Origin of the sequence: Spirosoma sp. (assembly GCF_048594605.1) — a bacterium.
GTDB lineage: Bacteria > Bacteroidota > Bacteroidia > Cytophagales > Spirosomataceae > Spirosoma.
Genome location: NZ_JBMDWV010000422.1, coordinates 14,607 through 29,338, shown reverse-complemented (window position 1 = coordinate 29,338; position 14,732 = coordinate 14,607). Strand labels below are relative to the sequence as shown.

At 47.9% G+C, this 14,732-nt stretch carries 17 protein-coding genes; 14 read left to right on the top strand and 3 right to left on the bottom strand.

Annotated features, from left to right (window positions below):
• Positions 1 to 103: 103 nt before the first annotated feature.
• From ACOJS8_RS26495 to ACOJS8_RS26470, 6 genes are all read left to right on the top strand, one after another.
• Positions 104 to 484 carry a hypothetical protein gene (locus tag ACOJS8_RS26495; protein WP_420151570.1) on the top strand — a complete coding sequence of 127 codons (381 nt, stop codon included), beginning with the start codon at positions 104 to 106 and terminating at the stop codon, positions 482 to 484.
• A 267-nt stretch (positions 485 to 751) separates the two neighbouring features.
• Positions 752 to 3,019 carry a hypothetical protein gene (locus ACOJS8_RS26490; RefSeq protein ID WP_420151569.1) on the top strand — a complete coding sequence of 756 codons (2,268 nt, stop codon included), beginning with the start codon at positions 752 to 754 and terminating at the stop codon, positions 3,017 to 3,019.
• Between the two features lie 24 nt (positions 3,020 to 3,043).
• On the top strand, positions 3,044 to 3,799 hold the full coding sequence (locus tag ACOJS8_RS26485; protein ID WP_420151568.1) for an SDR family oxidoreductase: 756 nt from the start codon (positions 3,044 to 3,046) through the stop codon (positions 3,797 to 3,799).
• 200 nt (positions 3,800 to 3,999) lie between these two features.
• On the top strand, positions 4,000 to 5,130 hold the full coding sequence (locus ACOJS8_RS26480; RefSeq protein WP_420151567.1) for a glycosidase: 1,131 nt from the start codon (positions 4,000 to 4,002) through the stop codon (positions 5,128 to 5,130).
• A 42-nt stretch (positions 5,131 to 5,172) separates the two neighbouring features.
• The gene (locus tag ACOJS8_RS26475; protein ID WP_420151566.1) at positions 5,173 to 6,441 is read left to right on the top strand and encodes an MFS transporter; all 1,269 of its coding nucleotides are present in this window, start codon (positions 5,173 to 5,175) and stop codon (positions 6,439 to 6,441) included.
• A gap of 266 nt (positions 6,442 to 6,707) precedes the next feature.
• Positions 6,708 to 7,337, top strand: coding sequence for a DUF4142 domain-containing protein (locus ACOJS8_RS26470; protein ID WP_420151565.1), 630 nt, complete (start codon positions 6,708 to 6,710; stop codon positions 7,335 to 7,337).
• 113 nt (positions 7,338 to 7,450) lie between these two features.
• On the opposite strand, the gene ACOJS8_RS26465 is transcribed toward ACOJS8_RS26470, so the two are convergent.
• Entirely contained in the window at positions 7,451 to 7,882 is a 432-nt protein-coding gene (locus ACOJS8_RS26465; RefSeq protein ID WP_420151564.1) for a DUF1810 domain-containing protein, read from the bottom strand.
• A 234-nt stretch (positions 7,883 to 8,116) separates the two neighbouring features.
• Here ACOJS8_RS26465 and ACOJS8_RS26460 point away from each other — a divergent pair, with 234 nt between their 5' ends.
• A complete protein-coding gene (locus tag ACOJS8_RS26460; protein WP_420151563.1) occupies positions 8,117 to 8,359 on the top strand; it encodes a hypothetical protein in 243 nt (80 codons plus the stop codon).
• A gap of 332 nt (positions 8,360 to 8,691) precedes the next feature.
• Here the strand turns inward: ACOJS8_RS26460 and ACOJS8_RS26455 are convergent, their stop codons facing one another.
• A complete protein-coding gene (locus ACOJS8_RS26455; RefSeq protein WP_420151562.1) occupies positions 8,692 to 9,462 on the bottom strand; it encodes a hypothetical protein in 771 nt (256 codons plus the stop codon).
• 286 nt (positions 9,463 to 9,748) lie between these two features.
• Between ACOJS8_RS26455 and ACOJS8_RS26450 the strand changes: the two genes are divergently transcribed.
• From ACOJS8_RS26450 to ACOJS8_RS26420, 7 genes are all read left to right on the top strand, one after another.
• Entirely contained in the window at positions 9,749 to 9,997 is a 249-nt protein-coding gene (locus ACOJS8_RS26450) for a hypothetical protein (RefSeq protein ID WP_420151561.1), read from the top strand.
• Positions 9,994 to 10,479 (top strand): hypothetical protein, encoded by a 486-nt coding sequence (locus ACOJS8_RS26445; RefSeq protein ID WP_420151560.1) that lies wholly within the window; start codon positions 9,994 to 9,996, stop codon positions 10,477 to 10,479. Before ACOJS8_RS26450 ends, ACOJS8_RS26445 begins: the two co-directional genes overlap by 4 nt.
• Before the next feature lie 148 nt (positions 10,480 to 10,627).
• Positions 10,628 to 11,518 (top strand): fasciclin domain-containing protein, encoded by an 891-nt coding sequence (locus ACOJS8_RS26440; RefSeq protein ID WP_420151559.1) that lies wholly within the window; start codon positions 10,628 to 10,630, stop codon positions 11,516 to 11,518.
• Positions 11,519 to 11,669: 151 nt separating this feature from the next.
• Positions 11,670 to 12,002, top strand: a complete 333-nt coding sequence (locus ACOJS8_RS26435) for a hypothetical protein (protein WP_420151558.1) — start codon at positions 11,670 to 11,672, stop codon at positions 12,000 to 12,002.
• A gap of 32 nt (positions 12,003 to 12,034) precedes the next feature.
• Positions 12,035 to 13,189 carry a zinc-dependent alcohol dehydrogenase gene (locus ACOJS8_RS26430; protein ID WP_420151557.1) on the top strand — a complete coding sequence of 385 codons (1,155 nt, stop codon included), beginning with the start codon at positions 12,035 to 12,037 and terminating at the stop codon, positions 13,187 to 13,189.
• A gap of 12 nt (positions 13,190 to 13,201) precedes the next feature.
• Complete coding sequence (locus tag ACOJS8_RS26425; protein ID WP_420151556.1) at positions 13,202 to 13,723, top strand: hypothetical protein; 522 nt, start codon at positions 13,202 to 13,204, stop codon at positions 13,721 to 13,723.
• A gap of 39 nt (positions 13,724 to 13,762) precedes the next feature.
• Positions 13,763 to 14,002, top strand: a complete 240-nt coding sequence (locus ACOJS8_RS26420; RefSeq protein ID WP_420151555.1) for a hypothetical protein — start codon at positions 13,763 to 13,765, stop codon at positions 14,000 to 14,002.
• A gap of 267 nt (positions 14,003 to 14,269) precedes the next feature.
• Here the strand turns inward: ACOJS8_RS26420 and ACOJS8_RS26415 are convergent, their stop codons facing one another.
• On the bottom strand, positions 14,270 to 14,695 hold the full coding sequence (locus ACOJS8_RS26415; RefSeq protein WP_420151554.1) for a putative quinol monooxygenase: 426 nt from the start codon (positions 14,693 to 14,695) through the stop codon (positions 14,270 to 14,272).
• Between the last annotated feature and the right edge of the window lie 37 nt (positions 14,696 to 14,732).

The window sequence follows — 14,732 nt, the reverse complement described above, 5'->3', positions numbered from 1 at the left end:
CTCTAGTTTTAGCCAATAAGACAAGTTTGAACAGCTTCGATAAATACGTATCAATTTTTCACTTAATAAACCCGACTATTTTCACGTTTAAATCCTTCGTACAATGAAAAAAACAAGTCTTATTCTCTTCTTTCTGGTCTTCGGTTTTGCCGTTAAAGGCTTTTCTCAAGCCACTCCGCCAACAGACTTTTTTGCGGGAAAATGGGAAATTACGGTTGTGGGCACACCCGAAGGTGACGCAAAGCTTGGCACCGAACTCACTCGAAAAGACGGTAAGCTGACCGGTGAACTGAAAGACCTGACGGGTAAGCAAACCGCAGCTATCCCTATTACAAAAATCGAGGAAGAAGGAACGAAACTAACCATTTACTTCGACACGGCTCAGGCAGGCGTAATCCCGATTGAACTGACCAAAGTGGACGACGACAATTTGAAAGGCTCGCTGATGAATATGTTTGAGTCTACCGCCAAACGAATGAAGTGATAAAATAAGAGCTGGTTCGAAGAAAAGAATTGCCCCCTCAGGTCAGGAGATTCCCTCTGACCTGAGGGGGCAATTCTTTTGAAGGGCATCTACAGTAAGGTTTTATGTAGGAGTGAGCCACTTTTTGAGTGTTCGAACGGGCTGTTGGAGGTAATTCCGTGAGGGCAATAGGCAAGGTATTCATTAAGGACCGTTTTCTTACTTTTCCTGATCGGCAGGCGGAGGTTGGCAGTTAATCCATAACCATTAACGCCTAAAATACTCCCTATGGCTACCTCAGACACTACAGTTCCTTGGCAAGCCGTCACCAAATCAGAACAGTCCTCGCAGTGGGTCGTCGGACTACAGGATCATTTCAAACAGGCAACAGACGAGCAGGACATTCCCTGGCAGTTTGACCAGGGTACGCTACAGGCCTGCCTCACGCCCAACTCATTCTGGATCATCTACACGTTCGGCGCAGGAGGAAAACTGGCCATACGTACCTGTTTCGATCCGCAAACGATTCAATCCGTTAAACTTTCCAAAAAAACCGATCATTCCGCCGAATATCGCATCGATGGATCACTGGGGGTTTTTCGCGTAAAAATAGAACGCTGCCTTGACGAGCCTATGATGTTACGTTGCACAACGTCACTGAAGCCTCAGCAGGATTTTATCGTTCAGGCGTTTCCGAGGGATATATACATACTCGATGAACACGGCGATCCTACTACGACTGAAGGGATGCTCTACGTAACGCAGAGCGGTCCTACAGCCGGGCTGGCTTATCTGTCGGTAACCAAGCCGTTTGAAGGAACGGTATTCTATTTCCAGAATCTGACGTCTCTCAATGATTACTGTCAGATGACCCATACCGATCCCAGTGGCAGTGTAGGGGCTGAGTGGCCTGAGATCGGATTTGCCCTGCCGACCGCTGAACAACCCCTGCAGGCTGGAAAAGAGATTGTGCTGTCCGATGCATTTCTGTATCTAAGCGATAACGTACACGGAAATGAATTTGAAGCGGGTGATTTCTTCCTGGAGGCCATAGCCTGTGTTTACAAACAATTGCCTAAGCCAGATACTACGTATTACGACTGGCCAAAAGCTGCCGAACGTACCATTGAGGCTCTTGCTGAATCGCCCGATTGTGGTCGACGAATCAGGAACCAGTTCTACGTGAATGCGTACGTTAGCGCTACGCAGAAGCCGCCCGAAAGCATGGTGCAATTGGCCATTCTGGTACCGCTCTGGGAATATCAGGAATGGCTGGGAGAAACCGTACCGCTGGTAGACTTGCTGCATAAAAACCTGTACACGTTTTACGATCCGAAAAAAGCTACGCTAATGCGCTGGCTGCCGGGAGAACCTTTCCAGAAAGAGCAGACAAGCGAAGAGGAGGATCATAACAAGATCGACTCCTGGTATCTGCTGCATACCTTGATGAACCTGGGACGGCTGGCTGAAAAAGGCGATACGGAGGCTAAAGAACTGCTGTTTCGCTCGCTGGAGTTTGCTATCGGTGCCGCCCATAAATTTGGGTATAACTGGCCGGTTTTTTACGATAGCCGGACTCTTGCCATCATCAAGGCTGAAACGAGTGAAGGGCAGGGTGGAGAGATCGACGTAGCCGGGTTATTTACCCACGTCATGATTCAGGCTTATGAACTGACAAAAGATCCAAGATACCTGAAAGAAGCCGAAAAATCGGCGGAACGGCTACGGGGCAAAGGGTTTGACCTACTGTATCAGTCGAACATCACCATCATGAGCGCGCTGACGCTGGGTAAGCTATGGAAAATTACGGGCAACCGGCTGTATTTCGATCTGAGTCGGCTTAGCCTTGCCAACTTAGTAGCCCGGCTGTGGATGTGGGAATGCAACTTCGGTTTTGGTCAGCTCCGTACTACGTTCATGGGGGTAGCTCCGCTGAAAGATGCCGAATACCTGGCTGCCTATGAAGAAGCCGAAATCATGGCGACGATGCTTAATTACCTGAAGGAAATCGGGTCGGACGTACCCAAGCCGGTTCGGGTGTTGTTTTCCGAGTATACAAAATATCTGTTGCACCGGGCCCGGTATTACTTTCCGACTGAACTGCCGCCGGATATGCTGAGTCAGGAGCCGCGGGAAGGACGTATCATTCCGGATTTGCCTATTCCACTGGAAGATATTTCGACAGGCTGGAAGCAGGCCGGTGCCGTTGGGCAGGAAGTTTACGGAGGGGCTCTGGCGTATATTCTGGCTACTTATTCCTACAAACGTTTTGAGGACGTACCGGTCATTCTGTACTGCGACTATCCGATTTACCATTCGGAGTATCAGATAACAGGAAAAGATAGTGGATACGCTGTTTTTCGGCTGAGTGGCACCGCCGATTACGAATGCCGGGTGCGCCTGCTGGCAAAAGGACGGCAGTTACCCAATGTAGAGCTAGTGGATGAAGATGATAAAGCCAGTCAGCCTCTCAAGCCTGAAGAAAAAGAAAAAACCTATCAGGAATATCGTGTAAAGGGTAACCTTCGGCTGCGGCTGGAATGGTCTAAAGAGTAGTAAGTCTTTTTAAAACAAAACGTTATGGAACAACATAATCCGCACACTGCGGTAGAATCATTGGTTAACAAACGAATCCTGATCACAGGCGGTACAACGGGTATAGGCCGTGCCATCGCTCTGTTACTGGGTTCGTACGGGGCCAGCATTGTTACGTTCGGACGGCATCAGGAGCCTCTGGACGAAGTGCTTTCGGAGCTTCGTGGGATGAACTTGCGGGCCGAAGGCATAGTGGCCGATATCGCCCGGGCAGAAGATATCCAGCGCGTCTTTCAACTGGCTGACGATACGTTGGGCGGGCTGGATATTCTCATTAACTGTGCCGCTCTTGGTGCAGAATCTATTGACGAGATGACTGACTCCGACTGGCGCTACGTCATAGAAACGAATCTGATGGGGTATCTGGCCACGACCAAAGAGGCTCTGAACCGCATGAAACCGCAAGGACGCGGACATATCGTGCTAGTTGGTTCGATGAGTGCTGATGTGCGGGAAGAAGGAAGCTCGGTATACGTAGCGACCAAGTCCGCCATTCAGGGATTTGCCGAAAGCTTACGGAAGGAAATTAATCCGCAGGGAATCAAGGTAAGTCTGGTTGAGCCGGGTGCCGTTGGATCGGATATGCAGGCAACTACGCCCGACGAAGAACGCGAACGGCAACAGAAAGGCGATATGCTGCGGGCGGAAGACATTGCGGTCTGTGTGCACTATATTCTAAGCCAGCCCCAGCGTTGCGACGTCGTTTCGGTACAGATACGCCCGCATTTACAACTTATTTAAGAAACTGTCAGAAACCCCGGAGAGCAGGGTTGTTACGTTCCGACCCTGAAGGGATGACATGTGTCTAGTGGAAGACAGTGCTACTGCCTGTTAACCATGAAGAGATAACATGATGCAACCTCTTCGGGATCGGAACGTACCAGCTCTGTTCTAAGTGGATTTGAACAGGTTAGGGTAGGCCAATTTTGAAATAGCCGTTTATGAATTTTTCAGTAGATAAACTCATTTTTTCGCCGAATGATATTGATCTGGGCTACTCACCGATACGTAAGACGATTCAGGCAGATACGTACGTGCTGGGGGCTTTCAATCCTGGACTGGCGCGGTTGCCTAACGGAAATCTGTTGATTATGATTCGGGTCGCTGAAGCGCTTAACCAGCCAATTATTGGAGAGATTATTCATGCAATTCGATGGGATGCTGAAGCAGGGTATCAGCTCGATACGTATCCGCTTAGTAGTGTAAATGCGGCTGATCCGCGCAAGTTTCAGCTGCTGGGAAATCCGTACAAAGTAATGGCGCTGACTTCCTTGTCGTGGCTACTGCCGGTAGAGCTAACACCCGACGGAACCAGTGTCATTCAGATTCATTACGACAAGATTATTGCTCCACAGCGAACGTATCAGGAGTATGGAGTCGAGGACGCGCGTATTACAAAGATTGACGATACGTATTACATGACTACCTGCTCGGTTAGTTCGGAGCGACACTCGACCACCCTGTATACTTCAACCGATGGGCTTACGTACGAGTTGCAGGGCATTATTCTGGATCATCAGAATAAAGATATGGTCTTCTTTGAGGGCAAAATAGACGGGAAGTTTTTTGCTCTTACGCGTCCTCTGGGGGATTTGTATTTTGCGACACGTCCGGCCAGTCAATATTATCCAGGGCCATCTATCAACCTGGCTCAATCGCCGGATGGCCTGCACTGGAAACCGCTCGATGAACCGTTCATTCGGGCTCGCAAAGGCTCCGCTTCGACGATGAAACTGGGCGGTGGCACACAACCCATTCTGACGGACGATGGCTGGCTGATGCTTTATCACGGCGTTGAGTTGCAGGGAGTCGTTGGTATTTACCGCACCTTCTGGGCGATACTGGATGCACAGAACCCCAGTCAGATTCGGCATCTGGAGGATACGAAACCCGTACTCGAAGCGAACCCGGCCCTGACCGAACCTATTAAAGACCAGCTCTATCTGTCCGACGTAGTTTTTACCACGGGCCTTGTCGATATAGGTGACTACTACGTTGTTGCCTCGGGCGAATCAGACCTGGCCTGTCGAATTACACACATTCCCAAAACCGTATTTGCGCTGGGAACGTAACAAGTAAACAATCTTTTAGAATACACCTGGCTTCTCAACGTGATGTTAAAAAAACACCCATTAATTCTTATTTTCACTATTGCTTTTTTAGACATCATCGCTGCGAATGGCTTAGGTGCTTTAATCTCCGATTATGTTATTAATCTGCCCGCCAAACCTGTTCTGCTGACGGCTGGAACTGCCTTGATGCTGGCTGTTCAACTTGCTTTTTCCCCTGCTATTGGTCAATGGTCCGACCAGCGCGGACGACGTCCAGTGGTCATTGCTACTACGATTGCTTCGCTGTTTTCGACGCTGCTGTTGTTGCCGGTTCAAACCTGGGGCTACGTAGCCAATCGATGTTTTAAAGGCGCTACCAATGGTCTGTATTCCGTGATGCGTTCGTCTATGGCGGATGTTACCGAAAAAGATGAACTGCTCAAATACTCGGGGATTCTAAGTTTTATCGTCGGTGCAGGTCCTGTCGTTGGGCCAATGGGAGCAGGCTGGTTGATGCTGGCTTACAGCGGAGGGCGAATTAGTCCCTTACCTACGGTGATGCTGTTTCTGGCAATAGGTGTTCTGAATATTGGACTGGCGTTCCTATTTAAGGAAACTAACCCGAAAAAAGAGCCGGTTGAGCTTAATGACCTTGCAAAAAAAGCGGGTAGTTCTCTGAAAGTTGTTTCATTATGGAAACAACTTTCAGATGCCAATGAAGAGCTACCGGGCGTGAAGCCTGTATTTATCCTGAACATGCTAGCTACGTTAGGCATGGGCTATTACTCTTTTTTCGTCGCTTTTTTAACAGAAAGTGACCTGCTCATGACTCCCCGCCAAACGGCTCAGTTCTTTCTGTATTTTGGGGGGCTGGCGCTGTTAGCCAACATCGTTTTCTTCACGTTCATTGCTCATCGGGTCAATAAGCGGAAGGTGATTCTCTTTCTGGCCTTGCTGAGTGTAGTGATACAAGGGTTTTACGCCTTTTCGGAATCATCCGTAACGCTCTTCTACGTAGTGTCAGGCGTGGATGCCCTGACCGTTTCTGTTATGACGGGTTTAACGGGTAGCCTGCTCTCAATTATGATTAAAGAGGGCGGTGGTCAGGGCGAGATGTTCGGCAATATTCAGGCACTGGGTGGGTTAGCCAGCTTTGTATCAGCTTTGGTAAACAGCCTGTTGTCGGGTGTAAGCACAGTGGCCCCGTTCATCTTCTGTGGGCTCGGTATGATCGTTGTTTTTATATGGGCAATGCGCTTACCCAAGGAGGCCCAAAAATACACCGACAGAAAATCCGCCAAAGATTCTGAGACAAACCCGGTCGAAGCCTGATCGGCAATTGATGAAAAATTTGAGTCGTTCGGTTGCCCGTCAGGCTGGTTAGCCGCCGGTTTGTTGAGCGAAGCAGATCCGACCGTTTAATCAATTAATAAACAGGCAGAAATACGACATGAGAAATCATTATGGCCTGATATTCAGCAGGAAAGTTAGGGAACGGACCGAAACCTGAAAGAAGGAGATAATCGCCAAACAATCGGCTAAAACGCTACGTTAAACCGGTCTAATCACTTATTATTTACGAGCAATTACATTACGTTATGAAAACCAAATCGATGACTCTTGGCCTGATGATGGCCTTACTAATGACCGGTGCTACGTTCGCTCAGCAGAATAGTGGCAACACAAGTTCGGGTACGACCAACATGGTGGGTAAAGAATCCAAAACCGAATTCGACAATCAGAACAAAAAAGGCGCAGCTGCCGTATCGGCCGTGTCGGCTACCTCATCTAAACTCTCCAGCGCCGATCAAAGTCTGATGATGGAAGTGGCAAAGGGTGGTATGATGCAATTGATGGTCAGTCGGATAGCCGCACAACAGGCCAGCAGCCCGGAAGTACGCCAGTTTGCGCAGGCTGAAGTAGACGAACAAACCGGACTGTCAGCGAAATTACAGGAAATTGCCAGCGCGAAAGGCGTTACGTTACCCTCTGAACCCGATGCCGAAACGCAGACGATGGTAACGAAATTACAAGGAATGTCGGGTGCATCTTTGGATAAAATGTATATCCAGGAAAGTGGGGTAAAAGGCCATGAGAAACTCGACAAGGTTATGTCGAAAGTAGAGTCCAGCGCATCAGATGCCAGCCTGAAAGGTATTGGAAAAGCCGCTCACCCTTTAGTGAAAACACATCTGAAAGTAGCTCAGCAAATCAATGGCAAAATGTAAAGCCTGCTCTGGCTGTTTTTAAGCGCAGGACCGACTATACCAGTCGGTCCTGTTGTTTTTTATTATGTAGTAGTCTGCCTATAATCGATTTTGGCAGAAATGTACGCCATGATTTAGTGGGCGCTTTTAAGAATATCTACTGTTTTTGGGTCCGGCGAATTGTCGAAAAATTTGGCCAAAACAGCCTGAAATACCGGATCTGCATTGTTGACTAAACTGAACAAGGTCATGCTTGACCGTAGTTTCAGATCATCGGGGCTCCCCATAATCTGATTCGCTGTTTTTCCATGAATGTTAAGTAAGGCCGTCGTTATCTCAATCAGCCGGCTACCCAGAACAGGATGGGCTAAATAAGCACTGGCTTCCTGTAGGTTTGCAATCGCATAGAACTTTGCCATCTCACTGAAACCTAATCCCGAAATCTGTGGAAATATGTACCACATCCAGTGGCTCTGCTTTCGGCCGTTCCTGATTTCGGCTAATGCCCGGCTGTAATCGTGCTGCTGGGCCTCTATAAATCGCTTAAGGTCATACGCTGCTTTCATAACATAATGGTTGCAGACTGCCGCCAGATCAGCCGACAGGATAATAACTAAAAATAATTAAGATTAGTGATAATAAAAATTAGTAAACGCTGGTAATTTAATTTATTCAGTAAGAACGAAAATTTTTATTGATAGTTAAGGCTAATTAATTCCGACTTTGCAGAATTAATAGAAGCAGTAACGTGTTTTATTTTAGAAGGCCAGAGAAATACTTCCCCTGGTTTTTGGTTAAAAATGTTTGAATTTTTTGTTGGCGACGTAGTGTATTACACTACAGCCGATCTGACATTAGCCAAGGATAAAATTCGATCAATTACCAGTAAGAAAGAGAAGGGCAGAGTAAAACATACGTATCTGCTTTTTAGCGGTGTAAGTAAGCTGGAAAATGAATTATTCTTGAGCCTGAAGCGTGCCAAAGAGCACTTTGAACGTTCTAATATTCAAGTTTTTATACCGGAAAAACTTGAGCGTGAATAAGAGGACGCCCCGTCTGCATTGGCAATACGGGGCTTATTTTTTATCAATACGTCAGTCGTATCAATACGTATTTACCCTGGATTTTGCAGCACATTACTTAACATATTAGCCAGCCCTCCGGGGGCTGGCCATTTGCCGTTCACTAAACTACATTAAGCGTATTTACTTTCTTTGGTCTTATGTAAATACCAGTATTTTATTTGCTGAAAATTCAATGAGAAAACGGCAATATGAATATCAGCTAATACGTTCCGGTTTTCTTTAGATCAATAGAAAAGTATAGAAGTTTGTATAGCGATTTTTAAGGGGCTGGCATATTCATTTTTTGCGCATTAACTATGGCCTCTTTTTTCGTTGAGCGATTCGATTACAATTTTGGCCAGGCTAATGCAGCCTTGCCGGATTTTAGCCGTATCACCAGCCATCTGAGCCGTTACGCTGAACACATGATTGTTGAACAGTACGTGAAGCGATTTCTTTCCCGGCTCCCATATAGCTTTGTCGCCCACTCCCGCAACGGCTTCTCCCGTGGCCGTATTTTGAGCCGGAGCTACCAGAGGAGGAGTTGGCTTGGTTATACCGGCAATAGGAGCGGCTGGATCGGCCCCACGAGCGGAGTCCTGTGCGGCACTGGTGGTTGTTGTGCTGGCAGGCGTTTCGGCACCCGTTCCCTGCGGGTCAGGACCAAACAGGACAGGCTTTGACGTCGCTTCTTTATCAGCGGCTTTATTAGCCTGCGGCTCGAAAAGCTTATTGAAATGGTATTCCGATTGATAGACTGACTCGAAGGGTTTATCACTTTCCAGATAGAAGCCGATTTTATTGGGTCCCCAGCTTAGTTCGCAACGATCTAGCTCACTGTTCTTGGTTAGTTCGATTTTGTCGTCCAGCTGAAACAGATTTCGGATAAATTCCTCGGGCAAGTAATTACACGGCTCCTGGTAGTGGTAGTCTGTACTCAACAACCATACGCCGGTGACCCGCCGTGCTATCTGTCCATCACCCAATCCGGCTGCACTGCCGGTATCCATGTTGTCCCGTTCCTGAGTTGAGCAAGCTAGCAGCGATAGCCCCACTAGCATCGTATAAACGTTTTTGGTCATCTGTACAAAAAGTTATTGTCTAATCAGCTTGTGCTGTTATTAACCTCTGTAGCTGGCTGACGGCAGGACTAGCGATTCGTAAAGTGAGGAAATGGCCAGCCGTTGTGATTCGCGAATCGAATAAGCCCCATTTCCTCACTTGGATCGATTTTGGGTAAACGATTTGCCCCGACGGCAGTAGAAAAGGGCAGTTATTGAAACTGAGCTTTGACGTCAGAATAGGTAACAACTCTCACTGGCGTCGCTTATGAATCACCTCAGAGACGTATTAAAACAGCAATGAGTCATGAAAATAGGGGAGCGTCTGCTTAAACACCTTACTAAGAAATACGAACCGTTACAGATGGTAACTTTTCGCTTTGGCCGCTACGACGTAGCGACTAAAACCGATGAAGATGGAAATCCCGTTCTGTTATTTATTGGACAAGCTGATGATCGAGGAATAATTAAAGGCGATCAGTATGCCCGTCGGTTGCTCAAAGGCGCTGATGGAAAAGTCATCAAAGACCATTGGGACTATAAAGGAAAGGTATGATCCGCACACGCATCAATCGACAAGAGTACGTTGAAGCAACGGCCGCAAAAAGAGCGCTGATAAGCCCAATCAATTCGGTGAATAGCCACTGTAAGGTTATCGATCTCGTTATGAAACACTTAGTACGTAGCCTTTGGCTACTTTCAGTCGCCTTGTCAATCAGCTGTGAAAACGGCGTTCGTGATCTGGATTTTATTAACAAACAATTTCAGGTTACCTATAACATTGATTCAACCCGTACCCTAGACAGCACCCGACTGGATGCCCTTCGTAATTCGAAGGCGGTTTATAACTTTAGTGAAGGTGGAAAAGGCACAACGCATATTCAGACCGGGATGCTGTCCAATGATATTCCGTTCACCTGGAGGTTTGAAAACGATAGCCTTTTTATTAATAAAACCGCCTACGGAGTCCAAAAGCAGGATAAAGGGCTTGTAATCCGCAATGACTCGGTGAAGATGGTCCTCAGTCCACAGAAATAGTCAATCCGTGCACGTATAAACGCTGGTCAGGCTATAGGCCGTTGCCTCACTCTAGCCTTCTGTTTCTGCATGTTAGTCGACGTAATGAGTTAGCCTAATTGGCTGCGATCCACTCAAAGGCGCTTGCTGACAGATAAACAACTACGTTATGAAAACAAAGCAAATGATTCATCTGCTGGCTGTAGGTGTGCCGTTGATGAATTTAACCAGTCTAGCGCAAACAACAACTAATTCGGCTAATCAGGGCACGCGTTCGGGTACGTCTGCAACCCCGGCAGCCGGACAATACCGGCAAAGTTCGGCCGCCAATGGTACAGCCGTCAATAACAGTAATTCAACCAATTACAACAGCAACAACGTAACGAATGCACCTACGGGCGTGGGAAGCAATCCGTCCGTAACAACCGATCCAACCAGTTTGCAGGGAGGGGCTTCATCAGACGCTGCGCCCAGAACTCCCGGCGCATCATCGACAATAAATGAAGCGCCCAAGACCGGTACAGCACCGGCCGTAACGGGCGCTAAAAAAGCACCGACCCCAGCGGTAGTGGCAGGCAGCACCGAACGTAATACCAGCATCCACGACTTTATTGCGTCCTCTCCTAATTACACTACGTTGCAGAACGCCCTGCAGTCTGCAGATTTGTACCGTACCTTAAAGGAAAATGGGCCTTATACGCTGTTTGCGCCCTCCAACACCGCCTTCAAAAAAATGCCTGCTTCGTTACAGGCCAGTTTGCTGGAAGGTCGAAACAGTGATGACCTGAAACAATTATTATCCTATCATGTGGTGCAGGGTACGATTGACGTAGCGGAGCTGACAAAGCGGATCAAGACAAATGGAGGTAAAGCCCAACTTCAAACAATAGCAGGAAACACGCTGGTAGCCGAACTTGGTGCTAACGGACGCTTAACGCTTACGGACGAACGAGGTAAATCAGTCGATATAGATGCCCCGGATAATCGCCAGTCGAATGGGGTAGTGCATGGAATAGATGCGGTTCTATTGTCTAAAAAGGCCGCTGATAGCATCCGCTAAGAAGCTATTCATTGTCAGAATAGGTTTCGTTGTGGCTGCGCTGCCTGCCCGTTTCCTTACTTCTGCCGAAACAAATAACTGACATCGTACCGGATTCGGTTAGCTTATCAACGTATCAGTTCAATACTACTTTAATTAATTGACACTACGTATGAAAAAACTACGAATGCTGTTTACTGTAATCCTTCTGACTGGATGCGTGAGCGTATGGGCTCAGTCGACAACAGGAGCCGCCAAAGGCCAGCGGGGGGCTTCTCCAACTCCTGCGAATAACGGTAGTAAAGCAACCAACAGCCAGCTGGAAGGTAAAGGGGTTCCCTATAGTAAAGAAAAGGAACAGCAACAAAGCCGCGCATCGGCGAAAGGATCAACAGCCGCTGCCAGTCGGTCAGCCAACAGTACTGAATCGTCAGCAGCTGGTCGTGCAGCAAAGCCCGGCCCAAAATCCAGCACCAAAACGGGAAGTTCGCCGAATCAAAATTAATAAACCTCTTAAGCGCAAACTGGACAAAGCCTATGTTAGCCATGAATTACCGGGGACCCCGGCGGGTTCGAATCGATCATAAACCCTATCCTGAAATCAAACATCCTCAGGACGCCATTGTGCGGGTTACCCGTTCCTGCATCTGTGGGTCTGATCTGCACCTCTACAACGGCAACGTACCCGATACACGCGTGGGCATGACCTTTGGCCATGAATTTATCGGTGTGGTGGAAGAGATCGGCCCGGATGTGCAGAAACTGAAAGTGGGTGATACTGTAATTGTGCCGTTCAATATCGCCTGCGGCAAGTGTTCCTTCTGTCAGCAGGGGTTATACGGTAATTGTCATGAGTCGAATCCGCAGGCAACAGCCGTGGGTGGCATTTTTGGCTATTCGCACACAGCGGGCGGCTTCGATGGGGGACAGGCTGAATACGTTCGGGTACCGTATGCTGATGTTAGCCCCACTGTCATTCCGCCGGGTATGGACCCCGACGATGCTGTTTTGCTGACCGACGTAGTACCGACTGGCTATCAGGCAGCTGAGATGGGCGGTATTCAACCCGGCGATACGGTCGTGGTGTTTGGAGCCGGACCAGTAGGAATCATGGCGGCCCGATGTGCCTGGCTGTTTGGAGCCGGACGGGTTATTGTTATTGATCATATCGATTACCGCCTTGAATTTGTTCGGAATTACGCACCCTGCGAAGCCTATAATTTTAAAGAAATGGACGACCCTGTGCTGTTTGTGAAGAAAATGACGGACTGGATGGGGGCCGATGTATGCATTGATGCAGTGGGTGCCGAAGCGGCTGGAAGTCCTCTGCAAACCATTACGGGACGAAAATTACTGATTCAGGCAGGTTCGGCCACAGCGCTGCACTGGGCTATTAACTCGGTACGCAAAGGCGGGGTCGTTTCGATTGTGGGCGTGTACGGCCCAACCGATAACCTGGTTCCTATTGGCAACGTAGTGAATAAAGGAATTACAATTCGGGCAAATCAGACGTCAGTAAAACGACTGCTGCCGCGTCTGATCGATCATGTCCAGAACGGCGTGCTCAACCCCAAAGCAATGATTACGCACCGCGTGCCACTGGAAGAGGTTGCTGAAGCCTACAACATCTTTTCCAACAAACTGGATAATTGCATAAAACCCGTTCTCATTCCGCCTTCGGCCAGAGGGTAAAGCCAACGTATTATGGAAAACAAAGCAGTGAATGCCGACGATTATTCACATATTTTAGGCTGGGGTATTGATGCAAATCCCCAGAATGATCCTACGTATCCAATCAGACATCGGACCGAAACGAACGGCGAACCAGTAGGACCGCGAGGTTATAACTGGGAACGACCCCCTCAGCAACCAATAGATGTGGAGGTTTTGCACTCAAACGAACGGCCAAACGTAAGTGCCGTATTCGGTACGTCCACTCCACCGACAGGGCTCAGTGGGCAGATTCGCCGTTGGGCATTCCGGTTCAGCGAGTCGGAATATGGTCACTGGCTCCCCTTGCTGATTGCCGATCGGGTCAACGTAGTGGAGGGTATCGTGGATGATCTTAAACGAGGCCACATTCCTAACATTTTGGCCGAAAAAGGCATGAAAGCCGATTGGAAATACAATCGAAAAGGACTGCTTCAGCAGGCGTTAATTGGGGTGGTGGTCACGACTACTCTACTCGAATTCATGTCTCTAAATAATACTCTAAAAAATGCGTAATCATTTTTCTTTTTTATTACTCAACTTAATTCTATCAGCATGAATCCATCAGACAATCCAGAGCACAAAGAAGGGCCGGTAGCCAAAACTATTGAACAGCAGACCGCCAAACTCCCTTCCGATCTGTTTCTATGGGCGGCCCTGGCTTCCATGGGCGTTTCAGCCTATTTGCAGTTCACTACAGACCCCAAACGGAGTTTATTTATAGGGCAGTGGGCGGCTCCTTTCCTGTTACTTGGCTTATACAATAAACTGGTTAAGCTGGAAGGCAGCGACTAGGCAGGGTTGCTACGTATAAACAATTGTTTTTGTTAAAGACCGGTCAGTTTTAGGAAATAGAGTTCTAAAACTGACCGGTCTTTGCATGGAAAGGGCTTTCAAGGTTTGTAACGAATACAACTCAGCCGCCAGTCACGGTAAATTTTCAGCTATTCATGCTACCCAGGAGATATGAAAAGCCACTGAAATTACGGGCAGCAAACCAGAGGGTCATTGAACAAATACGCCTGTGGTTAATTAGTACGTAATTAATGCTACGTTCACTACCTATTTCCTAATTTTTATATCGGGTATTAATGGATCAACCTCAATCAGTTCCAGCGACTTAACCATGTCCTTTGTTCCAGTTTTGTACTTCAGGAAATGTGGGGTTTGCGTATGCACTTTGTAAGCATTAGTGTCTGCATAAATTTCCAGAATGGTAATGTGCGTCGGATTTTCTTTTTCGGTAGTGGCATACAGCGTTAGTACACCCGGTTCCAGCCGCATCGACGATTCAATTTCTTCTTTGAGGGCCGCCTTGTAAGCGTCTAATTGCGCCGGGTCAACCACGATTTTAGCAATACGTACCATCCTGGTGGTTTGAGCGAACGCCCGCTCCACAGAAAATAGGGTGAGTAGACTTATTATGAGCAGTACCCACCGCAGTAAGACGTAGCAACGGGAAGTTTTCGGGCTGTGTTCGTTCGTCATGGTTTATTATAGTGATTTGCCGAGCCGTGTCATACGG